At 72.0% G+C, this 22186-nt stretch carries 17 protein-coding genes and 1 tRNA gene; 2 read left to right on the top strand and 16 right to left on the bottom strand.

The window, feature by feature from the left end; genetic code table 11:
- Positions 1–27: 27 nt before the first annotated feature.
- From tsaE to OZ948_00780, 10 genes are all read right to left on the bottom strand, one after another.
- Positions 28–570: a tRNA (adenosine(37)-N6)-threonylcarbamoyltransferase complex ATPase subunit type 1 TsaE gene (tsaE, locus tag OZ948_00735; GenBank protein MEB2343249.1), complete on the bottom strand. Its 543-nt coding sequence runs from the start codon at positions 568–570 to the stop codon at positions 28–30.
- Positions 551–2185: an NAD(P)H-hydrate dehydratase gene (locus OZ948_00740; protein MEB2343250.1), complete on the bottom strand. Its 1635-nt coding sequence runs from the start codon at positions 2183–2185 to the stop codon at positions 551–553. Before OZ948_00740 ends, tsaE begins: the two co-directional genes overlap by 20 nt.
- 28 nt (positions 2186–2213) lie before the next feature.
- Positions 2214–2924 (bottom strand): pyridoxine 5'-phosphate synthase, encoded by a 711-nt coding sequence (locus OZ948_00745; protein MEB2343251.1) that lies wholly within the window; start codon positions 2922–2924, stop codon positions 2214–2216.
- Complete coding sequence (gene glmM / locus OZ948_00750; GenBank protein ID MEB2343252.1) at positions 2924–4291, bottom strand: phosphoglucosamine mutase; 1368 nt, start codon at positions 4289–4291, stop codon at positions 2924–2926. Before glmM ends, OZ948_00745 begins: the two co-directional genes overlap by 1 nt.
- A 34-nt stretch (positions 4292–4325) precedes the next feature.
- Positions 4326–5000 carry a CdaR family protein gene (locus tag OZ948_00755; GenBank protein MEB2343253.1) on the bottom strand — a complete coding sequence of 225 codons (675 nt, stop codon included), beginning with the start codon at positions 4998–5000 and terminating at the stop codon, positions 4326–4328.
- 9 nt (positions 5001–5009) lie between these two features.
- Positions 5010–5945 carry a diadenylate cyclase CdaA gene (cdaA, locus tag OZ948_00760; GenBank protein MEB2343254.1) on the bottom strand — a complete coding sequence of 312 codons (936 nt, stop codon included), beginning with the start codon at positions 5943–5945 and terminating at the stop codon, positions 5010–5012.
- On the bottom strand, positions 5942–6829 hold the full coding sequence (gene folP / locus OZ948_00765; protein MEB2343255.1) for a dihydropteroate synthase: 888 nt from the start codon (positions 6827–6829) through the stop codon (positions 5942–5944). Before folP ends, cdaA begins: the two co-directional genes overlap by 4 nt.
- A 56-nt stretch (positions 6830–6885) precedes the next feature.
- Positions 6886–8763: an ATP-dependent zinc metalloprotease FtsH gene (gene ftsH, locus OZ948_00770; protein MEB2343256.1), complete on the bottom strand. Its 1878-nt coding sequence runs from the start codon at positions 8761–8763 to the stop codon at positions 6886–6888.
- A gap of 169 nt (positions 8764–8932) precedes the next feature.
- Positions 8933–10030 (bottom strand): tRNA lysidine(34) synthetase TilS, encoded by a 1098-nt coding sequence (tilS, locus tag OZ948_00775; protein MEB2343257.1) that lies wholly within the window; start codon positions 10028–10030, stop codon positions 8933–8935.
- A gap of 67 nt (positions 10031–10097) precedes the next feature.
- Entirely contained in the window at positions 10098–10958 is an 861-nt protein-coding gene (locus tag OZ948_00780) for a MaoC/PaaZ C-terminal domain-containing protein (protein MEB2343258.1), read from the bottom strand.
- Between the two features lie 70 nt (positions 10959–11028).
- On the opposite strand from OZ948_00780, the gene OZ948_00785 reads away from it, so the two are divergent.
- Positions 11029–12567 carry an AMP-binding protein gene (locus OZ948_00785; protein ID MEB2343259.1) on the top strand — a complete coding sequence of 513 codons (1539 nt, stop codon included), beginning with the start codon at positions 11029–11031 and terminating at the stop codon, positions 12565–12567.
- On the opposite strand, the gene OZ948_00790 is transcribed toward OZ948_00785, so the two are convergent.
- Entirely contained in the window at positions 12527–13597 is a 1071-nt protein-coding gene (locus OZ948_00790) for a hypothetical protein (protein MEB2343260.1), read from the bottom strand. The two genes, OZ948_00785 and OZ948_00790, sit on opposite strands and share 41 nt — an antisense overlap.
- Positions 13598–13736: 139 nt before the next feature.
- Between OZ948_00790 and OZ948_00795 the strand changes: the two genes are divergently transcribed.
- Positions 13737–14108 carry a hypothetical protein gene (locus tag OZ948_00795; GenBank protein ID MEB2343261.1) on the top strand — a complete coding sequence of 124 codons (372 nt, stop codon included), beginning with the start codon at positions 13737–13739 and terminating at the stop codon, positions 14106–14108.
- 53 nt (positions 14109–14161) lie between these two features.
- Here OZ948_00795 and OZ948_00800 read toward each other — a convergent pair.
- The 5 genes from OZ948_00800 to OZ948_00820 all read right to left on the bottom strand — a co-directional run bounded on the left by OZ948_00800 (position 14162) and on the right by OZ948_00820 (position 22150).
- A tRNA-Met gene (locus OZ948_00800) sits at positions 14162–14238 on the bottom strand.
- A 49-nt stretch (positions 14239–14287) separates the two neighbouring features.
- Positions 14288–14962, bottom strand: a complete 675-nt coding sequence (locus OZ948_00805) for a hypothetical protein (GenBank protein ID MEB2343262.1) — start codon at positions 14960–14962, stop codon at positions 14288–14290.
- 41 nt (positions 14963–15003) lie between these two features.
- Complete coding sequence (locus OZ948_00810) at positions 15004–16737, bottom strand: ATP-binding protein (protein MEB2343263.1); 1734 nt, start codon at positions 16735–16737, stop codon at positions 15004–15006.
- Entirely contained in the window at positions 16715–19567 is a 2853-nt protein-coding gene (locus tag OZ948_00815) for an ATP-binding protein (protein ID MEB2343264.1), read from the bottom strand. Before OZ948_00815 ends, OZ948_00810 begins: the two co-directional genes overlap by 23 nt.
- 162 nt (positions 19568–19729) lie before the next feature.
- Positions 19730–22150, bottom strand: coding sequence for a methyltransferase domain-containing protein (locus tag OZ948_00820; protein ID MEB2343265.1), 2421 nt, complete (start codon positions 22148–22150; stop codon positions 19730–19732).
- Between the last annotated feature and the right edge of the window lie 36 nt (positions 22151–22186).

Below are 22186 nucleotides of genomic sequence, written 5' to 3' on the forward strand. Positions count from 1 at the left end.
GGACCTTCGCGCGCGCGCCACCGGCTGTCACGAGCTCCGTCCGGCCTCGCCTCGCTGCACGCTCGCGCCGCTCGCCTGCCTGCCTTCGACGGTCCACCGGCCGATGGCCTTCCAGGCCTGCTCGCCGGTCGCCCGCAGCTCGATCTCCCGCGCCTCGGGCCCGCCCTGCGCCGGCCGTGTGATCCGCACTTCGATCCGGTCCGCGGGCAGGCTCGCCGGGAAGCGGTCTGCCCACTCCACCGCCACCACCGTGCCCGGCACGAGCAGGTCCAGGAATCCCGCCGCCTCCAGCTCCGCCTCGCTGCCGATCCGGTAGAGGTCCACGTGGGCCAGGCGCCGGCGCCCGGGATACTCGCTCGCGATCACGAAGGTCGGGCTCGCCACCAGCGCGGGGTCGACGCCGAGCCCTTCGGCGAGGCCCCGCACCCATTCCGTCTTGCCGGCGCCGAGCGGCCCGATCAGCGCGACCACCAGCGGGCCCCCGGCGTCCGCGAGCACGGCGTCGATGGCGGCCCCGAGCGCGCTCGCCGCCCGGCGGCTCTCGGCGGCGCTACGGGAAGGGAAGCGCAAGAGCGGCTCCCGTCCCCCGGCCCTCCGCTGCGCCGCGGCGAAGCGCCTCGATCGCCTCCGGCAGCTCGGCGGCGACCTCCCCCGCCAGCACGCCCGCCCGTCCGCGCCGCGCCGAGAGCCGGTCGCCCGCCTGCCCGTGCAGCCACGCTCCCAGGACCGCGCTCTCGAAGGCACCTCCTCGTCTCGAGGGCCGCTCCTGCGCGAGCAGCGCCGCGATCACGCCCGTCAACACGTCCCCGGTCCCGCCGGTCCCGAGCGCCGGCCCACCGGTCGGGTTCACGGCGACCCGCCCATCGGGCGCCGCCACCACCGTGGCGGCTCCCTTCAGGACCACCACCGCCCCCGACCCCTCGGCGAGCCGCCGGGCCGACCCCACGCGATCGCGGTTCACGTCGGCCGCGGAGGCGCCCAGCAGGCGGGCCGCCTCGCCGGGATGGGGGGTGAGAATAGTGGCGGCCCTGCGGCCCTTCAACGCGCCGAGCGCGCCCTCGCGGCCCCGCGCAGGCGCGCCGAAGGGGAACAGACCGTCGGCGTCGACGACCAGCGGGCGCGCGATCCTCGGCGCCAGCTCGCGCACGAGCTTCCGGGTCTCCTCCGTGCGCCCGATGCCGGGGCCGAGCGCCACGACGTCGCGCTCGCGCGCGAGCGCGAGGAGCGCGCCGAGCGCCGCCGCCGCCAGACCGCCCTCGGCGCCGTCCGGCACCGGCGCCGTCATCATCTCGGTGCACTTCACCTCGAGGATCTCGTTCACGCCGGCCGGACACGCGATCGTGACGAGGCCCGCGCCGGCTCGGGCGGCGGCCTCGGCCGCCAGCGCCGCGGCGCCGGTCGTGCCGCGCGCGCCGGCGATCAGCAGCACGTGGCCGAAGCTCCCCTTGTGGCCGTCGGGAGGCCGCGCCGGCAGCCGTGCGGCGGCCGCCGGCGCCGTCCACAGCTCGGCGTCGGCGCGGACGCCAGGCGCCGCATCCGCGATTCCGATGCGTGCCACCACGATGCGCCCGGCGAGCGTGCGCCCGGGCTCGAGCGCCAGGCCGAGCTTGGGAAGCGCGATCGTCACCGTGAGATCGGCCGCCACGCAGGGGCCGTGGCACTGTCCCGTGTCGGCGTCGAGCCCCGAAGGCAGGTCCACGGCCACCACGCAGGCGCCGGGACGCGCCGTCGCGATGCGCTGGATCGCCGCCGCGACCGCTCCCGTGACGGGGCGCGTGAGCCCGGTTCCGAAGAGGGCGTCCACGATCACGGCGGCGCCGGCGGTCCGGAGCGGAGCGCCGATCGCGACCGGCACGCCCGCGGCCCGCGCGCGGGTCAGGTTCGCGGCCGCATCCGGTGCGAGCCGCTTCGGCTCCGCCACGAGCGCGGCCCGGACCGGCACCCCGAGCAGCGCCAGATGGCGCGCGGCCACGAGCCCGTCGCCGCCGTTGTTGCCGGCGCCGCACACGACGAGCACGTCACCCGGGCGCGCCGCCGCTGCCCGCGCCGTCAGGACCGCCTCGGCCACCGCACGGCCGGCGCTCTCCATCAAGAGGGCACCCGCGACGCCCAGCGTCTCGATCGTGTGTCGGTCGAGGGCTCGCATCGCCGCCGCGCCCACCAGCGGCCAGACGCCGTCTCGCATCCGGGGGAGAGTACCCGAGCGGAGCGCGCTAGCCGAGCTCGGCACGGAGGTCGCGGACGGCGCGGTCGATCCCGACCAGCAGCGCCCGCGCGACCAGCTCGCGGCCGACCGCGGCCCCTTCCACGACGGGAGCCGCCACGAGCACCGCACGCAGCCGGCGCGCGTCGAGCGCCCCGCCCGCGCGCACGGGCAGGCGCAGCTTCGCGGCGAGCCGCGCGGCGTCGCCGAAGCGCTCGAGCGCGGGCTGGCGCTCGCCCTCGGGCAGGTCCACGAGCGCGGTCGTGACGAGCTCGACGCCGGCCACCTCGGCGCCGCGCGCGGCCTTCACGGCTTCGAGGTCCGGGGCCACCCGCGCCCAGGCCGGGATCCCGGCCTCGCGCAGCGCCCGCACGGCGGCGATCGTCGGCCCGCGCAGCGCCGCGGGATCGAGCGCGCCCGCCTCGCAGGCGCCGCGCAGCGGCTCGGCCGCCAGCAGCACCCGGTCCGGCCGGACCTCGAGCGCCATCTTCAGGAGCGACGGCGCCGGCGCGAGCCGCAGCTCGAGCTCGCGGGCGGTGCGGCGCACGTCGTGCAGGTCGCTCTCCCGCACCGGACGCAGGCCCTCGTGGACCCCGAGCCGGACGCCGTCGGCGCCCGCCGTCTCCGCCGCCATCGCCGCCACCGCGAGGCGCGGCTCCTCGCGGCCTCCGGCCTCGCGGAGCGCGGCCACGGCGTCGAGCGAGGCCACGAGCCCGCGCATCAGCCCTCGCCTCCGAGCGCGCGACGCAGCTCGTGGGCGATCGCGTCGGCGTACTCGCGCACGCGGCTCTCGTCGTCGCCCTCCACCATCACGCGCGCCTTCGGCTCCGTGCCGCTGTAGCGGATCAGTACGCGCCCGCGGCCGTCCATCGCCTTCTCGACCTTCTGCACCGCCGCCTGCAGGCTCGGCAGGCTCTCGAGCGGCCGCTTCTCGGCGACGCGGACGTTCACGAGCACCTGCGGGAAGCGCTCGATGTCCGCGACGAGCTGCGAGAGGGGCTTCTCCTTGCGCCGCATGTAGGCGAGCGTCTGGAGCGCGGTGACGAGGCCGTCGCCGGTCGTGTTGTGATCGAGGAACACGACGTGGCCGGACTGCTCACCGCCCAGGTTGTAGCCGCCGGCCCGCATCTCCTCGACGACGTAGCGGTCGCCGACCGCCGTCCGCACCAGTCCGAGCCCCAGCTTCTCGACCGCGCGCTCGAGCCCGAGATTGCTCATCACGGTGGCGACCACCGCGTTGCCCCGGAGCGTCCCGCGCTCGACCATGTCGCGCGCCGCGAGCGCCAGCACCGCGTCGCCGTCGACCAGGTTGCCCTTCTCGTCCACCAGCAGGCAGCGGTCGGCGTCGCCGTCGAGGGCGATGCCGACGTCGGCGCGCAGCTCCCGGACCTTGGCCTGCACCGCCTCGGGCGCGATCGCGCCGCAGCCGTCGTTGATGTTGCGCCCGTTCGGGCTCACGCCTTCGGCGAAGACCTCGGCGTCGAGCTCCGTGAGCACCGTGGGCCCGACCTTGTAGGCGGCGCCGTTTGCGCAGTCGAGCACGATGCGCAGGCCCTCGAGGGTCTGCTCGCGCGGGAAGGTCTTCTTCAGGAACACCACGTAGCGGCCGGCGGCGTCCTCGATGCGCTGCGCGCGGCCGACCTGTTCGGCGGGCGCGCGCAGCGAGGCCAGCGCGCCGCTCACGATCAACTCCTCGATGCGCGCCTCGATCTCGTCCGGGAGCTTCCAGCCGTCGTGCGAGAAGAACTTGATCCCGTTGTCCTGGTACGGGTTGTGGCTGGCGGAGATCATCACGCCGGCGTCGCAGCGCATGTCGGCGGTGAGGAACGCCATGCCGGGGGTCGGGATCGGACCGACCTGGAGCACGTCCACGCCCATCGAGCAGATCCCGGCGACCAGGGCGTTCTCGAACATGTAGCCCGAGAGGCGGGTGTCCTTGCCGATGATGATGCGATGGCGCTCGCCCCCGCGGCGGCGGAAGACCTGGCTCACCGCCTGCCCGAGCGCCAGGGCCATCTCGGCCGTCATGGGCTCGACGTTGGCGCGCCCCCGCACGCCATCCGTCCCGAACAGCTTCCGCTCTGCCATGTTCCCCCTGCCCCGGGATCTGCGAAACCAGCCGCTAGACCGGCGGCTCGGGCTCGGGCGCCGGCTCCGGCTCGATCCGGACCCGCACGGTCACGGTCCGGGGGTCATCCGCCCACACGTGCCCAGCCCCCGGCGACACCCGCACCTCGCGCTCCAAGGTCCCGGTGGCGCCCGTCACGTCGATCATTTCGGTCACCACCTCGGAAAGCCGTAGCACCTCGGAGCGCGCTCCGGTGATCCGCACCCGCGGGGGGCTGATCTCGATCTTGCCGATCTTGTAGCCCTGCGCGGGCCGGCCCTCGACGTCCGCCCGGACCTTCACCGGGCGGGTCGCGCGGCGCTCGAAGGTGAGCGAGATCTCGGCCGGCGAGCGGCCCACGACCTTCGAACCGGGCGGGAACTCGAAGCGTGTCAGGTCCACCTCGTAGCCCGCACGGCCCGGCTTCGCACCGCTCACGTCGAGGGCGTACTCGAAGTCGGCCGGTTCCAGGTTGCGCAACGCGACCATGCTCCCCGACACGCGCACGTTTACCGATTCGACGCTCTGGTCGACGACCACCAGCTCGTCCGAGAGGTCGTGCAGCGTGACCGGGATGTCGAAGCTGCGGTCCACGTTCGAGGAGCCGCGCGCGACGGTCCACAGGAAGACCGCGATGGCGACGGCCAGGACCTTGAGCCCGAGGTTCGCGAAGACGTTCGGGATTCTCATGGCGGGTCGCTACGCCTCGCGGCGGCCGGTCGCTGCGGGCGCACCCGCCGCCAACCGGTGCGCGCCAGGGTGCGCGCCGGGGTGCGCGCCGGGGTGCGCGCCGGCCTCCGTACTTCCGCGCAGCTCCTCGTCGCCCGCTCCGGACCGCTCGAGCCTTCCGCCGGCCAGGATCTCCCGCAGCACCTCGCGCAGCCGCGGCCCGTCGAGGTCGCGCACCATCTCGCCGGCGTAGACCACCGAGATCGCCGAGGTCTCCTCCGAGACCACCACCACCACCGCGTCGCTCTCCTCGGTGATCCCGACGGCGGCACGGTGCCGTGTTCCCAGCCCCTCGGGCAGGTTCTCGCGGAGGGTCAGGGGCAGGACACAGCCGGCCCACGCGACGCGCCCATCCTGGATCACGACCGCGCCGTCGTGGAGCGGCGAGAGCGGCAGGAAGAGCGAGAGGAGCAGTTCCTTGGTGACGGCGGCGTCGAGCGGCGTGCCGGCCTCGATCAGGTCGTTGAGGCGGGTCTCGCGCTCGAGCACGAAGAGCGCGCCCACGCGCCGCTGCGCGAGGGCCTGCGCGGCGCGCACCACCTCCTCGAGGATCTGGCTCGCCTCGCTGCGCGAGATCGATGGGAAGACGCCACGCCCCACCCGGGCCAGCGCGCGACGGATGTCCTGCTGGAACAGCACGATGATGATCAGCACGGCCGAGGACAGGAAGTTGGCGAGGATCCACTGCACGGTGCCGAGCCCGAAGGCCTGCGACGCCAGGCTCGCGCCGGCCAGGATCATGAGCCCGACCAGGATCTGCACTGCGCGCGTGCCGCGGATCAGGAGGAGCAGCCAGTAGACGCCGAACGCGACGAGCACGATGTCCATCGTGTCGCGCACCGGGTCGAAGCCCCAGGCCATGTCGCGCGCGAACTCGCGCAGGGCGTTCCAGAGGTACTCGATCACGGCTGCGCTCCCGCCCCCACCCCGGCACCGGGGTCCCGGGCCGCTGCGCGGAGCGCGCGGCCGACCGCAGCGGCGCGGACCGCGCCGGCCACGTCGTGGACGCGCAACGCGTCGGCGCCCGCGAAGACGGCAACCGCGCAGGCCGCGACCGTGGCCGTCTCGCGGCGCTCGACCGGATCTCCCGTCAGCGCACCCAGGAAGGCCTTGCGCGAAGGGCCGACGAGCAGCGGCCGCCCGAGCCGTACGGCGAGCTCCCCCGCGCGGGCGAGGAGCCCGAGATTGTCCTCGACGCGCTTTCCGAAGCCGATGCCCGGATCGACGACGATCCGCTCGGGTGCGACGCCCGCGGCCTCGGCGGCCGTCACGCGCGCGGCGAGCTCGTCGCCCACCTCGCCGACCACGTCGACGAAGCGGGGAGCGTCCTGCATCGTCGCGGGCACGCCGCGCAGGTGGCCGAGCACGAGGGTGGCACCCGCCCGTGCCGCCACCTCGAGCAGGCGCGGCTCGAAGCAGCCCCCCGAGACGTCGTTCACCACGACCGCACCGGCCTCCAGCGCCGCTCGGGCCACGGCGGCCTTGCGGGTGTCGATCGAGATCGGGAGCGGGCTCGCCTTCGCGAGCGCCTCGACCACCGGAAGCACGCGCGCGAGCTCGCACTCGACCGGCACCGCGAGCGCCCCGGGCCGCGTCGACTCGCCGCCGACGTCGAGCACGTGGGCGCCTTCGGCCGCGAGCCGCTCCGCCTCGCGCACCACCGCCTCGACGTCGGGCCGCCCGCCGTCCGGGCCCATCCAGCGGCCGCCGTCGGAGAACGAGTCGGGCGTCAGGTTCAGGACGCCCACGATCGTGACCCGGTTGCGCGGGAAGATCGGGCTTTGCTGCACGGCGCCCTCCCGCGCCCGACCTTCTCCTGGAGAGCTCGCACGCCCTCCGCGACGGATCAGCCGGGCATCGGCTCCGGGTCGGGGAGCTTCTTTCCGGGGAACGGCGCCCGCGCCTCCGGCCGGGTCTCCCGGCGCGGCTCGCTCGGCGTCTCCCCCGGCTTCGGTGCCGCCGGCGACGGCAGCGGCGGCAGCGCCTCGCCGGCCAGGAGCAGGCGCAGGTCCGCCGTGTCGAGGGTCTCGCGCTCGAGCAGCGCCGCGGCGACCCGGTCGAGCACCTCGCGCTGCTCGAGCAGGAGCTGGCGCGCCTCCTGGTAGAGCGAGTTCAGGGTGACGCTCACCTCGTCGTCGATCTGCTCGGCCTTCTTCTCGCTGTAGTCCTTGCGCGAGACGAAGTCGCGACCCAGGAACACGTCGTGGTCGTCGTCGCCGTAGGAGACGGGGCCCAGCTTGTCGCTCATCCCGTACATGCACACCATCTGGCGTGCGAGCCGGGTCGCCTGCTTGAGGTCGTTGGAGGCGCCCGTCGAGAGGTGGTCGAAGACCAGCTCCTCGGCGGCGCGCCCGCCCATCGCGTGCTTGATCATGGCCAGGATCTGGTCGCGCGTCAGGTTGTAGCGGTCCTCGGGCGGCAGCGTCTGGGTGACGCCGAGCGCCATCCCGCGCGGGATGATCGTGACCTTGTGGACGGGGTCCGAGCCCGGCGTCAGCATGGCGACCAGCGCGTGCCCTGCCTCGTGGTACGCGGTGATGCGCTTGTCCTCCTCGGTCATCACCATCGAGCGGCGCTCGGCGCCGAGCAGCACCTTGTCCTTGGCGCGTTCGAAGTCGACCATCGCGACCCGGCTGGCGTCGCGGCGCGCCGCCAGCAGCGCCGCCTCGTTGACCAGGTTCTGGAGATCGGCGCCCACGAAGCCAGGCGTTCCGCGCCCCACGATCTCGAGGTCCACGTCGTCGGCGAGCGGCACGCGCCGGGTGTGCACCTTCAGGATCTCGTAGCGGCCCCGGAAGTCCGGGCGCGGCACCACCACGCGCCGGTCGAAGCGGCCCGGGCGCAGGAGCGCCGGGTCGAGGACGTCGGGGCGGTTGGTGGCGGCCACCAGGATCACGCCCTCGTTCGACTCGAAGCCGTCCATCTCGACGAGGAGCTGGTTGAGCGTCTGCTCGCGCTCGTCGTGGCCGCCGCCGAGGCCGGCTCCGCGGTGGCGGCCCACCGCGTCGATCTCGTCGATGAAGATGATGCAGGGCGCGTTCTTCTTGCCCTGCAGGAAGAGGTCGCGCACGCGCGAAGCGCCGACGCCGACGAACATCTCGACGAAGTCGGAGCCCGAGATCGAGAAGAACGGGACGCCGGCCTCGCCGGCCACCGCCTTCGCGAGCAGCGTCTTGCCGGTGCCGGGCGGGCCGACGAGCAGCACGCCCTTCGGGATCCGGCCGCCCAGGCGGGTGAACTTCTTCGGGTCGCGCAGGAAGGCGATGATCTCTTCCAGCTCGGCCTTCGACTCCTCGACGCCGGCCACGTCCGCGAAGGTGACCCGGTTGTGGCTCTCGTTGAGCAGCCGCGCGCGCGACTTGCCGAAGCTCATCGCCTTGCCGCCGCCCGCCTGCATCTGGCGCACGAAGAAGATCCACAGCCCGATCAGGAGCAGGAACGGGAACCACATGATCAGGATCTGCTGCCACATCGGCGACTCGCGCGGCATGCGCGCGGAGATCTCGACGCCCTTGGCCTCGAGCGCCTGGATCAGGTCGTCGCCGACGGTGGGGGCCACGGTGGTGAAGTCCTGGCCCGCCGTCGTCCGGCCCTGGATGCGCTTCTCTTCGATCGTGACGGCCTGGATCTCGCCCGCCTCGACCTGGCTCATGAACTTGCTGTACGGCACCTCGGCCGGCGCCGTCTGGCTCTGGCGCAGCATGGTCACCAGGAGCAGGACCATGAGCAGGATCACGACCCAGAGCGCCAGGTTCTTGTAGAACTGCTGCGTCACGCGCACCTCTCGTCGTTCCCTCGACCGGGCGTCTGTCGGGGCGCGGTTCCGGCCGCGGGTGCGGATCGGCCCGCCAACCCACCGGCAGAACGGCAGAAATCGTTGAAGCCATCCCAGGTTAGCATGGGCCCACCGGGCGCAAGCCGAAGCGGCCGAGGCGGAACCCCCGCGCGTCGCGGAGCAGGCGAAGCGCCGCAGGAAGCTCGAGACACGCGCCGGGCCGGGCCTCGCGCAGGAAGGCCAGGGCGCGATCCAGGTGGACGCGGCTCACGTCGCGGCCGCCGCCGAGCTGGTGGAGCGCGCGGCGCAGCAGCCGCCGCGCGAACGCGTCGGGGGTGCGATCGCGCTCCCAGCCGTGCGCCTCGATCCGCAAGCCCGCCTCCCCGCCGTCGCCGCCCGGGACCGGGCGGAAGCGGCGCCCGGCCTCCTCCGCCACGAGGGCGTCGATCCAGCCGGCTTCCTCCCTCGCTGCTTCGGCCAGATCGCCGAGCGCCCTGAGCAGGCCCGGGTTGAAGGCCGCGCGCAGGCCCGGCAGCCAGTCGTGGCGCAGGCGGCTGCGGGCATAGTGCCGGTCCGCGTTGCTCGGATCCTCGCGCCAGACGAGATCACGAGCGGCGGCGTAGGCGAGCACCTCGGCGCGGCTCGCCCGCAGGAGCGGACGCACGAAGACGCCGTCCTCGCTGCGCGGCGCGATCCCGCCGAGCCCCGCCGGCCCGACCCCCCGCAGCAGCCGCAGCAGGACGGTCTCGGCCTGGTCGTCCGCGGTGTGGGCGGTGGCGATCCGCCCGGCGCCGAGCTCGCCCGCGAGGCGGCGCAGCGCGCGCTCGCGCAGGCGGCGGGCCGCCTCCTGGACGGTCGGCCGCGCGCGGCTCGAGACCGCTTGCGCGCGGGCCGCACGCGGCTCGACCCGCGCCGACGCGAACGGCACGCCGAGCTTCTCCGCGAGCGCGGCCACCGCCGCCTCGTCGACGTCGGCCTCGACCCCGCGCAGCGAGTGGTTCACGTGCGCGATCGAGACGCGCAGGCGGTGGCGCCGGGCGCGCTCGACGAGGGCGACCACCAGCGCCGTCGAGTCCACCCCGCCCGAACAGGCGACCGCGACCGCACGGCCGGCCACGTCGAGCGGGCCGAGCGCGGCGTCGAGCCGGCGCAGGAGCGCGGGCCGGGCTGGGCTGCGCCGCCCGCGCCTGTGCGCCTCGCTCGCGTCCGCGCCCACTTCCGGCCCTCCTCGACTTCCCTGGCGGACGCGCCCGACTATGCCTCGCTACGAGGCGGCCGGCTCGCTAGCGCAGCGCGCTCGCCTCGCCGACCAGGACGCGCGTGCCGTCGCCCTTCTCGACCCAGACGTCGCAATGGACGCGGGTCCGCGTGCCCTCATTCGATTCCTCGCGCACCCGGCCGCGGGCGGTCACCGACTCGTCGACCCACAGCACGTTGGTGAGCTTGAGCGAGGCCTTGCCGCCCTCGACCCAGCCCGTCCCGAAGGCGTCCTGCATCACCTGGTGCACGAAGCAGGTGGTCATCATCCCCTGCACGACGATGTTGGGGAAGCCGAGCTTCTTCGCCTCGCCGGCGTCCGTGTGGTAGTTGCGGCCGGGGCCCGAGAACATCCAGCAGCGCCGCCCGTCCACGCTCTTCGCAAGCGGTGCAAGCTCGGGGCCCGTGGCGGTCGGGAAGGGGGCGGGCGGCGCCTTCTTCTCCTTCGCGGTCTGCTCGTCGACGACGAAGCCCGCCGCATCCTTCTGCCGGGGCGGCAGGAACGACTGGTGCGTGCGGCCGCGCACGAGCAGGCGGCCGTCGCAGGCGTCCATGACGTCGGTCTCGTTCACGACGTAGTCGCGGCCGCGCTTGTGGTAGCGCTCGACGATCGTCGAGCGCGTGCGCACCGGGCCGGCCAGCGGGATCGGCTGGTACAGCTCCCAGTCCTGGCGTGCGTGGAGGTTCCCGAACAGGTTCTGCAGGTACCACTCGCCGAGGACCTTGTAGCACTCGGAGTGGAAGAGCAGCGACGGTGCGATGCTCTGGTAGTGCGGGCTCGGGTCGGCGAGCGCGTCGGCGTAGAAGCGCACGAGCGACGGTGTCACCTCGTAGACGTTCGAGCCGCAGTGGCGGCCGACGAAGGCGGGCTCTCCCTTCAGGTTCATCACGGCTCCTTCGGGGCCCAGCTTACGCAGCCTCGCGCCGCCCCGCCCGCTCCGCTATCGACCCGAGCCGATGCCCCGGAACGCGCTTCACAACGCGGGCGGCTGGCTGCGCTGGCGCGCCTCGGCAACCGGCACCCGGCCCGCCGTGCGCGACGAGGCCCGCGCCCTCTCCTACGCGGAGCTCGAGGCGCGCGCCGCCCGCTGCGCCGGCTGGCTCCGCGCCCGCGGCGTCGGCCCGGGCGACCGGGTGGCGATCCTGATGAGCAACCGCTCGCCGTTCCTGGAAGCGGTCTTCGCGGCGGCCCGGCTCGGGGCGATCGCGCTCCCGCTCAACACGCGCGCGGCTCCGCCCGAGCTGCGCGAGCTCCTCGACGACGCCGAGCCCGCGGTGCTGCTCCACGACGTCGAGCTCGAGGCGCTGGCGCAGCGGGCCTGCGCCCAGGCGGAGCGGCCGCCCGAACGGCTCGCGACGGGCAGCGCTCCGGACGCCTACGAGGCCGCGCTCGCGGCGAGCGAGCCGGTCCTCGACGTCGTTCCGGTGTCGCCCGAGGACCCGATGATCCTGATGTACACCTCGGGCACCACCGGGGTTCCCAAGGGCGCCCTCCTGCCCCACCGCAAGACGCTCTTCAACTCGCTCAACGCCCAGCTCTTCTTCGACCTCTCGGGGCGCGACCGGGTGCTCGTGGTCGTACCCCTCTTCCACTCCTTCGGGCTCCAGATCCTGTCGATCCCGGCCCTCTACGCCGGCGCCAGCCTCGTGCTCCAGCGCCACTTCGACGCGGCCGCGCTCTGGGACGCCGCCGAGACCGAGCGGATCACCTTCTTCGGCGGGGTCCCGACCATGTTCGGCGAGCTCCAGAGCGCCTTCGACGCCCGCCCCGGCCGCGACCTCTCGGCGCTGCGCTTCGCCTTCACCGCCGGTGCCGCGATCCCCGTCGAGCGCATCCACGCCTTCCACGAGCGCGGGATCCTGCTCGAGCAGGGCTTCGGGCAGACGGAGACCTCGATCCTGTGCTGCCTCGACGCGGCCGACGCCCTGCGCAAGGCCGGCAGCGTCGGCCGGCCCGTCTTCCACGCCGAGCTGCGTGTGGTGGACCGGGAGGCCATCGAGGGGCATCCCGGGGGCTGGCGCGACGTCGCGCCCGGCGAGACTGGGGAGATCGTCGTGCGCGGGCCGATCACGATGACCGGCTACTGGCGAAGGCCCGAGGCCACCGCCGAGGTGCTGCGCGAGGACGGCTGGCTGCGGACCGGCGACCTGGCCACGATCGACGCCGAGGGCTACGTGACGCTCGTCGGCCGCGCCCGCGACCTCTTCATCTCGGGCGGCGAGAACGTCTACCCGGCGCAGGTGGAGCAGTGCTACGCCGCCCACCCGGCGGTCCGCGAGATCGCGGTGGTGGGCGAGCCCGACCCGCGCTGGGGCGAAGTGGGCTGCGCCTACGTCGTGCTGGCGGCGGGCGCGGCACTCGACCCCGACGGGCTCCGCGCCTGGGGGCGCGAGCGGCTCGCGTCGTTCAAGGTGCCGCGGCGCTGGGTGGCGGTAGCAGCGCTGCCGCGCACCGTCACCGGGAAGGTGCAGAAGCACCGCCTCCCGGCCGGCTGAGCCGGCGCGCGGCGGCGACGACGGCGGCCACGTCCGCGCCAGTGGGATCGACGATCGCCTCGCCCTGCGGCGGCCGCGGGCCCCAGCGATCGGCATTCCCCTTGCGGAAGACGGCAACCGTCGGGGTACCCGCCGCGATCGCGAGGTGCATCGGTCCCGCGTCCGGCGTCACGGCCACCGCGCAGCGCGACAGCAGCGCCGCCACGCGCCGCACGTCGGGCTCGCGGACGAAGGCAGCGGGCGCGAGCGCGCGGCGAAGCTCGGCCTCGCGCGCCGCCTCCTCGGGCCCGATGAACACCATCGGGTGGAGTCCATCGCCCCGCAGCGAAGCCACCACCGCCGTCGCGCTCGCGAGCGGCCATCCCTTCCCCTTCCGCTCCCGCCCCCCCACGAAGACGCCGGCCGTGGGCCCCGCCGCGATCATGCCTGCCGCCCACGAGCGCTCGTCCTCCGACAGCACCAGGTTGCGCTCGTGCCGCGCGGCCACCCCGAGCGAGCCCAGGTACTCGTTCACGCGGTCGACCTTGTGACGCGCGCGTGGCGCCGGGACGGTGCTCGTGAAGTACACGTTGCCCTGCGCGCGCCGGCAGCCGATGCGATGGGGCGCGCCCGAGGCCCACACGAGGAAGCCGCCGAGCGAGCTGGTCGCGGGACTGAGGTGCACGGCGGCGCCGTAGCCCTCGCGGCGCAGCGCCCGGATCAGGCGCAGGAGCCGGAGCGGACGCCCGAGGTCGCCGCGCGCAACGGTGTGTACGCGCTCGATGCGCTGTCCGCGCAGGACCGGCGCCGCCGCCGGCCCACCCAGGAGGTCGAAGCGCGTCGCCGGGCACGCCTCGGTGAGCGCTGCGACCGCGGGCGTCGCCAGCAGCGTGTTGCCGAGCCGGAAGTTCACGTGGACGAGCAGCACCCGTCCGAGATCGGCGAGCTTCGGAAGCGGTGCATCGCCAGCCGGCGCCCAGGGCACCACGGCCCGCAGCGCCGCCGCGCGCGCGCGGCGGCGCAGGCGATGGAGCGACGCGCGCCTCGACATGGAGGGAGAGCCTATGACACGGCACGCGCGAAGGCCTGCGCCGCCCGTGCGCTCGCCCTGTCGCGCACCGGACGAGGGAGATCGTCCCGGCCACGGTGTACGATCCCGGAAGCCGCAGCACGGCGAGAGGGAGCCTCCCATGAGGATTCGTCGGATCCGCAAGGTCGTCTGGATCGTCGCGATCGTCCTGGGGGCGGGCGCTGCCGCCGCCCAGGAGGCCGGGAAGCCAGGGCCCGGCACCCCGAGCGCGGAGCAGCGAAGCGCCATGGCGGAGATCCACCAGGGAATGGCCGACTGCCTGCGCTCGGAGAGCCCCGTCGACGAGTGCCGCGCCCAGATGCAGAGCCGCTGCCGGGCGATGATGGGCGCGGAGGGCTGCCCCATGATGATGGGCAGGGGCCACGGGATGATGGGCGGGGGCGGCGGGATGATGGGTGGGGGCGCCATGGGCGGGCCGACGGGCGGCCCGATGGCGCCGGGTGCGCCGAAGCCGCCCGACGCGGGCCCGTAGCGCGTAGCGCAACGGGGCCCGACCCCGGCGCGTGCGGCTTGGGCGGGGGATCGTGGTGGCGGTGCCCAGACTCGAACTGGGGACACGCGGCTTATGAAACCGCTGCTCTAACCGACTGAGCTACACCGCCCGAGCATCGCGAAGGGTCGCGAAACGGGCGCTCAAGCTAGCAGAGCGGGCTACTCGCGCTCGGGGCGCGGGCTGTTCGGCTGGACGGCCGGGGCGGCCTTGGGCTCCTCGGGCATGCGCGCGGCCCCGAGCTGGTCGACGGCGCGCTCGAGGGCCTCGACCCGGCGGCGCAGCTCGGCGAGCTCGCCGCCCCCACCCACGGGCGCTGCACCCGCTGCCGCCGGGGCCTCGCCCGCGTCCGTGCCGAGCACCCGCGCGGTGATGCGCTCGGAGACGCCGTCGAGCATGGGGATCAGGGCCCCGAGCGTGGCGGCCTGCGCGAAGATCTGCTGCGGCTCGCCCTCGCCCTCCGTCCGGGCGAGCTGGAGATCGAGGCTTGCTCCCTCGCCGAAGCGCGTGAAGGAGCCGAAGACCACCCAGGTGCCCCCCGCCCGCCTGGCGGCGGCGCGCGCGGCCTCGACATCGGTGGTGGCGGCCGCCGTCTCGTCGACCTCGAGCACCGCCAGGCGCGGGTCGCGCCCGAGACGCGCGACGAGCATGTCCGAGAGGCCCTGCTGGAGGTACTCGCGGCTCTCGCTGCTGTGGACGAGCACCGGAAGCAGCGCGACCCGCACGCGCTCGGCCGACGCCGTGCCAGCGGTGAGCGCGAGCAGCGCGCCGAACACGAGCGCGAGCGGGCGATGGCGCCCGGCGCGGGGCGCAAAGCGCCTGGCCCTCGGGATCATCAGGCGGCCTCCACTGCGCGCGCGGGGCGCGCGAGCGGGCTCTACCTACCACCGCCCTCCGTGGGGGTCAAGCGCGGGCCGCGCGCCGGAAGCAGCACGCGGAAGGTGGCGCCGCGACCCTCGAGGCTCTGCACCTCGATCCGCCCGCCGTGATCGGTCACGATGCGATGGCAGATCATGAGCCCGAGGCCCGAGCCCTGGTCCGGGCCCTTGGTCGTGAAGAAGGGATCGAAGACCCGCTCGAGATCCTCGCTGCGGATCCCGTAGCCGTCGTCGGCGACCTCGAGGCTGGCGGCCTCCGCGCCCTCGAGCTCGGCCGGACCGACGCGCACCTGCACGTGGCCCATCGGCGCTTCACCCGCTGCGCCGTGCCCCGGGCGGGCGGTCGCGTGGATCGCGTTGACGAGGAGGTTCAGCGCCACCTGGTGCAGGTGGTCGCGCACGCCGACCACCTTCGGCAGGTCGCCCTCGTGCTCGACGGTGATCTCGACCCGCGCGCGGCCCGCCTCGGACGCGAGCAGCGCCACCGCCTCGGCCACGACCTCGCCGAGGTCGCAGGCCGCGCGCGTCCTCTCCTCACCACCTTCGCGGCCGAGGCTCCCCATCGCGCGCACGAGCGCGTGGATGCGGTCCACCTCGCGCAGGCCCAGGTCGTGGTAGTCGTGCCAGAACTCACGGTCGTCCTCGTGGCGCTTGGCGGGCGCGAGCGTGAGGAAGGTGCGGATCGCCACCAGCGGGTTGTTGATCTCGTGGGCGAGGCCCGCGGCCAGCGTGCCGAGCGTCCCGAGGCGGTCCGCACGGCGCACCTGCTCGCGCTCGCGCCGGAGGTCGGCGACCAGGCGCGCGTTCTCGATCGCGATCACGGCCTGCGCCGCGAGCCCGTCGAGCAGCGTGTAGTCCGAAGCGCCGAAGCCCTCGCCGCCGCTCCGGTTGTCGGCAGCGAGCGCGCCGATGACGCCGGCGTGTCCCACCAGCGGCACCACCAGGATCTCGTCCGCGGCCACCTCGGTGGCGAGCCGGCGCACCGGGCCCTCGAGCTCGGTGAGCTCGCTCATGCGAACGATCTGGGTGCGGTTCTCGAGCAGCCGCGCGACGAAGCCGGGCGCCGTCCTGGCGGGCACGTCGAGGTCGAGCAGGCGCGCCGACGGGCCGTCGCCGGCGCCTGCCGAGCAGCGGATCGCCTGCAGGCGCGTCCGGGTCTCGTCGAAGAGGAACACGATGCCGCCGTCGAAGCCGAAGTCACCGGTCACGGTGGCGAGAATGCGGTCGAGGAGAGGGATCAGCTCGAGCTCGCGGTTCAGGAGCTTCGCGGCGCGGTTGAGCGCCTCCATCTCGTAGAGCAGCTCCTCCCGCTCGCGCAGGAGCGCGTACATCTCGATGCCGGTGCGGAGCGCGAGCCGCATCTCCTCGGGCCGCCACGGCTTCGCGACGTAGCGATAGATCCAGCCGTTGTTGATCGCCTCGGAGAGCGTGGCAGCGTCACCGTAGGCGGTGACCAGGATGCGCACGGTGCGCTCGTCCACCTCGCGCACCTTGGCGAGCAGCTCGACGCCGCTCATCCCGCCCATGCGATGATCCGAGAGCACGAGCGCGGCGGGGTGGTCATGGAGGCTCTGGAGCGCCTCCTCGCCGCTGCGCGCGGTGCGGATCTGGAACTCGCGCCGGAAGCCCAGCTCGAAGACGCGCAGGTTCTCGGGCTCGTCGTCGACGAAGAGGATCGGGTACTCGCGATGGTCGAGGAGCCGATCGACCCTAGGACCGAGACGCGGTCGCATCGTGAGCCTCCACCGGCAATCCCAGGGTGAACGTGGCGCCGGCGCCCGGGGTGGAGCGCACCGCGAGGGAGCCGCCGTGCGCCTCCGCGATCCGCCGGCAGATCGAGAGACCGAGCCCCGTCCCGCGCCCGGCGGCCTTGGTGGTGAAGAACGGCTCGAAGATGCGTTCGGCCTGCGCCGGCTCGACCCCCGGGCCGTCGTCCGACACCGTGACCTCGACCCCCCGGCCCGAGGCCGAGCGGGCCGCCCGGACCCGGACGGTGCCCCCCGTCTCTTCGAGCGCTTCCGCAGCGTTCTTGAGCAGGTTCAGGAAGAGCTGCTTGAGGGCGCCGGCGTCCCCCTCGATCAGGGGCAGGTCGGGCGCGATCTCGCGCTCGAGGCGGATCCCCTTGCTCGCGAGGGAGGAGCCTACGATCGCGAGGGTCGACCCGAGGGCATCGGCCACGTCCGTGTGCCTTTGCCCTCGTTCCCCTGGGGCACCGAAGTCGCGGAGGTCCGCGACGAGCCGCCCGGTCCGTTCCAGGCCCTCGATCACGATCGCGACCAGCTCGTCGAGCGTCGCCACCGCCTCCTCGAGCCCGATCTCGCCCTCGAGCCGCTGGAGCTCGCCCACCCGCTCGGGGAGCTTCGACGCATCGCACCAGTCGATCGCGGCCAGCCGGCCGGCGAACTCGCGCACCTCGCCGACCGTCTCGCGGAGCACGCGGAGCGAGTTCAGGGCGAAGTTCACGGGGTTGTTGACCTCGTGCGCCACGCCGGCCGCCAGCTCACCCACCGCCGCCAGCCGCTCGGAGTGGATCAGTTGGACCTCGGTCGCTCGCAGGTGCTGGAGCGCGCGGTCGAGGGCCGCGTTCTGCTCCGCGAGCTCCTCCTGGAGGAGGCGAAGCCGCACGAGCGCGCGCGCCCGGGCCAGGAGCTCGCGCGGATGGAAGGGCTTCGTCACGTAGTCGTCGGCCCCGAGCTCGAGGCCCTGGATCTTCATCTCGCGCTCGGCCTTCGACGTGACCAGCATGACCGGCACGCCAGCCAGCGCCGCGTCGCCCTTGATCGCCTCGCACAGCTCCGTCCCGGACATCTCGGGCATCATCACGTCGGTGACGACGAGCGCTGGCATGCGCTCGCGCACGAGCTCGAGCGCCTCCCGGCCGTTGCGTGCCGGCCGCACCGCGAACTCGGCGCCCAACAGGTGGGCCAACAGGCGCCGCATGTCGGCGTTGTCCTCGGCGACCACCACCTCCGGCCGCTGCGCGGGCGACACAGCGGCGGCATCCGGCGTCCTGCCCTCGGCCGCCTCGAAGCGCTCCACCGTCCGCTCGAGCTCGACGGTCTTGTAGCGGGCGGCGTAGCTGTCCCCGTCGATCGGCAACGATCCGCGCGCATCGTCCTCGGCGTGGTGATCGAGATCCGCAGCGATCGCGTCGAACGAGCGGCGGAGCGTCACGCCGCGGCCGTCGTCGGTCCGCACCACCTCCTCGGCGTCCGCGTCCTCGGTGCCGAGCGGCAGGAAAACGTGGAACTGGGAGCCGTGCCCCAGGCCCTCACTCGTCGCCCACGTCCGCCCGCCGTGCAGCGCGACGAGCTCGCGCACCAGGGAGAGCCCGATCCCCGTGCCTTCGTGCCGCCGTGTCGCCGAGCCGTCCACCTGGGCGAAGCGGTCGAACACCCGCTCGAGCTCATCGGGCGGGATGCCCGCGCCCGTGTCCGCGACGATCAGCTCGACGCCCGCCGGGAGCTCCTCTCCCGGCTCCGCTGCTTCCGCCCGGGCTCCCGATGCTGGCTGCGCGCTCACCGTGATCCGCCCGCCGGGATCCGTGAACTTGAGCGCGTTCCCGACCAGATTCACGAGCACCTTCTCGAGCGCGTCCGGATCCGCGTTCACGATCGGCAGCCCACTCACCCATTCCGCCTCGAGTGCCACCCGCTTCCGCTCCGCCATCGCTCGCGCGCTCTCGACCACCTCCTCCACCGCCCTCGCGAGCTCGAGCGGCTGCCGGTGCACCTCCATGAGCCCACTCTCGATCCGGGCATGGTCCAGCAGGTTGTTGATCAGCTTCAACAACCGCAGCGCGTTCTTGTGCATCGTCTCGAGATAGGACCGCTGCGCCGGCGGGATCGCCCCAAACTCCCCCGCCAACATCGAATCGAGCGGCGCAAGCATCAACGTCAGCGGCGTCCGCAGCTCGTGGTGGATGTTTGCGCTGAACCGCGATTTGGCCTCGTCCAGCTGGCGAAGCTGATCGCGCGCGCTTTCGATCTGCCGACGTCGCACGAAATCCTTGAAACGCCCCGAATCAAGCATGGCCGCGCTCGCCATGCCCACAATCCCACCTGATGCCAAGAAGATCAGATGAATCGCAAACGCTCTCGAGAACCCACCTAGTCCGAACACTGGTGCCGCCACGAACGCCCCGAGAGCGAGCGCAACCAGTAGCGCTGTCTGCCTCGCATTCACCGGCACCATCACCGGCACACCCATCACGAACAGCATCAGGCCTACATAGTAGTCAGTCGTGCTCGGCGAGTCCGTCTGATACACCACGGCGACCAGCATCCCCAGTGTTGCGAGGGTGACGGTCCACATGGCTCCAACCGGGTGCAATGAGTACCCACGAAACAGAACCGCGAACAGGACCAAGAAGAGCAGCCCTCGCCATACGAGCATGTCCCACGACTGGATCGGGAACGCAAATCTATCCAGTCCGCTAAAAATGATGTTGATACCTATCGTGACACCAGCACCTATTCGGACATGGTTGGGCATCAGAACACGGTCGAGTTCCGCTCGGAACTCGAGGTACGCTGACGGCTCCTTGATGTTCGAGGGATCCATCGGCCGCTACATCGGCCGACGCGCTCCCTTCCATGAGCCAGCGAGACCCACGATGAAACGCTAAAGACCATCGGCTGCTATCGCTGGATCCGCCGAAGCAGGTGTGGGTGCGAGAGCAACAGCCGATCCGCCAACGCGTACCGCAGCGCTATTCTCGCAGCGCTAGTCTCGCGCCCTAGCAACAAGCACAATGGCCTGCGGGGGATCTCCGAATGATCGCAAGCAGTCAACGACCTCGAAGCCCGCGTCTTCCAGCATCGAGGCCATCTCGTCGCTATCGAGGAACCGAAACACCCCCGCTTCCTCCAAGTCCAGGATCCGAGCTGCTTCATTTAAAAACTGCCGTGTGGATGCCTCGAGCATGCGCTCGGAAGCCTCACCGAATACCTCACGGGCGCGACCCGCACGTAGCTCGTCCACTCCCTCGAAGAACACCCTTGAGGGGTCCGTGTCCTTCCGCATGGTCGACGCTACTACGCGTCCACCAGGTCGGATCGCTGGCCGAAGATCCCGGAGAAGATCGGCTGGGTCACTGACGTACCCAAGAAGAAGCGAGAGCAACGCCGCGCTGTATCGCTTCGGAGTGAAGATCCGCTGTCGATCTCGGTGATCTTCGAGATTGCAGCATTCGAACGTGACTCCCATCCTCATACAAGTCGCGATTCCTAGTCGGGCTCTTGCTCGCTCAAGAGCCTCCTCTACGAAATCAATCTCGTCGATTGAGATACCTCGCAATTCGTAGCCACGTTCGACGAGGCCAAGAGGAAACGAACCCGTCCCGGACCCTACATCGGCGATTCTGTCGCCGTCGACTAGTCTCAGTGCGTCAATCTGCACGTTCATCAGAGTCCGATACGCGCTGCTGGCGTTCATCAGCTCGATCCCGAGGTGGCCGTCTTGGCCAATCAAGTAGCTCCGCCAGAAATCGCGCAGCTGAAGGGATACCTTGGGCACTCGTGCCCGTTCAGCTGTTCGCCTTTCCTCAAGAAGCCTCAGGTCTGGAAGTACGCCAGCGACTTTGCGTCCCGTCGCTATCGAAGCAGTCTCGGCAGCCACAAGCTGAAAGACCTCCAACGCCTCGAGGCTGCTTCGTAACTGGTGCCCTGTCGGGACCTCGATCAAACGGCGACCCTCACGTTGACCGCAACCCAGAATCTCTCCAACCCGGTCTAGCTCGAGCCAACCGTCGTAAGCTCCGTGGATCCAAGTGATCGGTACGCGAATTGCCTCCATATCCCGGCGGGCGTCCTCGAGGAATGGTAGGCGTAAGTCGATCGCATCGCGGACGATCCCATCGACGTCCACCCTTACCCCCATCACCTCTTGTGATCCAAAAGCCAGGCCACGCTCAAAACCGCCGACGTAGTCCACTCCGCCTGAAACAGCGCGTAGGCCCGATTGAAGATCAGGTGTCCCGACGACACTCACCCACCCAGCGAAGGTCCGGCCGCCGTCGAGCAGAACGGCACGCCGTCCCTCAATCGATGCTGCACTGAAGGTAATCAAGACGACCTTGGCGCAGTTGAGTTGACCGGATTCGGTCATAAACTGCGCGGCCGCGGAGATATCCTCGATCGCGTGCGACAGCCTGAAGGCAAGATGCTCCGAGCTGGACGCACTGAAGCCAGGCTCCTTATACGACTCCCCTCTTCGTCGAGTCCCATCGAATCGCAACACCGCTACGCCGCATCCTGCCTTTCGAAACGTCTCGACAATCGTGAGGGCGAGGGGCAGAAGGGTTTCCTTTGTTCGGCCCCATGCAGGAGGAATCACGACGCTGGTGATCGGCCCCTCCGCTTCCGTGCGATCGAGGATCCCCCGAAGGCGTTCGCCACGAGAGTTTTCGAAGTCGACGAGTTCAATCGGGTGCGATGCTATCGCGCTCCCGCGAGACCACACGCGTGCTCTGGCCGCGGCTGCCCCGGCCGACAACAGGTTCACTCCTGTTCGAACACGCTGCCAACGGCTGGAATCCGCGATTCGTTCCCGACGCTCCACTGCGAGCGGCGGAGTATGTCTTGCTTCGCTGATCGCCATTCCCGCGCACGTCCAATTGCGAGGCGAAGCCATCGGCTTGAGGTGCTTGATTTGACCCCAACGCATGGTACCGGCCAGGTCGCCATTCTCGAAGCGAACCTCGAGCGTCTCACCCAGACGAACGTTCGGATGACCAGCCAAGCAGACGTTGAGACCCACTGGTGAGTAGTCCTCGACAACAGCATCCGAAGACCAACCGGATTCAATGCTCCGAACTCGAACTGTCCACTTCGAAGGACCGTCGCTTGTTAAACGGTTACGATCCCGTCTTTCGGCGACGTAGAGAATCGTGGGAATCGAGATGCGCGCCGCGGGCTGGGAGAGGTCGTCGATTGCCAGCGTGGTGAACGAGAAGACCCGCCCATCCACTCCAAAGCGAAGCAGGAACCTGCTTCCTGCCGAACCCTCGAGACCTGAAGTTCGTACGACAAGATGATCTTCTTCGACCGCTCGGATCCGCGCCTGTTCCGCCTCACCCGTGATCGTGCGCCGGCCGCTCAGGACCAGGCGTGAGGTACAGGCGACTCTGAAGAGCTCGCGTATCACGGCTCCGTCCGAAACAGCGCCCGCGTGCAATCGACT

This window comes from Deltaproteobacteria bacterium (assembly GCA_035063765.1).
In the GTDB taxonomy this organism is placed as follows: Bacteria; Myxococcota_A; UBA9160; order UBA9160; family PR03; genus CAADGG01.

Coding starts and splice junctions, on each gene's coding strand:
- OZ948_00740 (MEB2343250.1), bottom strand. CDS start 2,185: ATGCGAGACGGCGTCTGGCCGCTGGTGGGCGCGGCGGCGATGCGAGCC.
- OZ948_00745 (MEB2343251.1), bottom strand. CDS start 2,924: ATGCGCGGGCTCGTGGCCTCGCTCGACGCCGTGGCCGCGCTCCGCGAG.
- glmM (MEB2343252.1), bottom strand. CDS start 4,291: ATGGCAGAGCGGAAGCTGTTCGGGACGGATGGCGTGCGGGGGCGCGCC.
- OZ948_00755 (MEB2343253.1), bottom strand. CDS start 5,000: ATGAGAATCCCGAACGTCTTCGCGAACCTCGGGCTCAAGGTCCTGGCC.
- ftsH (MEB2343256.1), bottom strand. CDS start 8,763: ATGGTCCTGCTCCTGGTGACCATGCTGCGCCAGAGCCAGACGGCGCCG.
- OZ948_00780 (MEB2343258.1), bottom strand. CDS start 10,958: ATGAACCTGAAGGGAGAGCCCGCCTTCGTCGGCCGCCACTGCGGCTCG.
- OZ948_00785 (MEB2343259.1), top strand. CDS start 11,029: ATGCCCCGGAACGCGCTTCACAACGCGGGCGGCTGGCTGCGCTGGCGC.
- OZ948_00790 (MEB2343260.1), bottom strand. CDS start 13,597: ATGTCGAGGCGCGCGTCGCTCCATCGCCTGCGCCGCCGCGCGCGCGCG.
- OZ948_00795 (MEB2343261.1), top strand. CDS start 13,737: ATGAGGATTCGTCGGATCCGCAAGGTCGTCTGGATCGTCGCGATCGTC.
- OZ948_00805 (MEB2343262.1), bottom strand. CDS start 14,962: ATGATCCCGAGGGCCAGGCGCTTTGCGCCCCGCGCCGGGCGCCATCGC.
- OZ948_00810 (MEB2343263.1), bottom strand. CDS start 16,737: ATGCGACCGCGTCTCGGTCCTAGGGTCGATCGGCTCCTCGACCATCGC.
- OZ948_00815 (MEB2343264.1), bottom strand. CDS start 19,567: ATGGATCCCTCGAACATCAAGGAGCCGTCAGCGTACCTCGAGTTCCGA.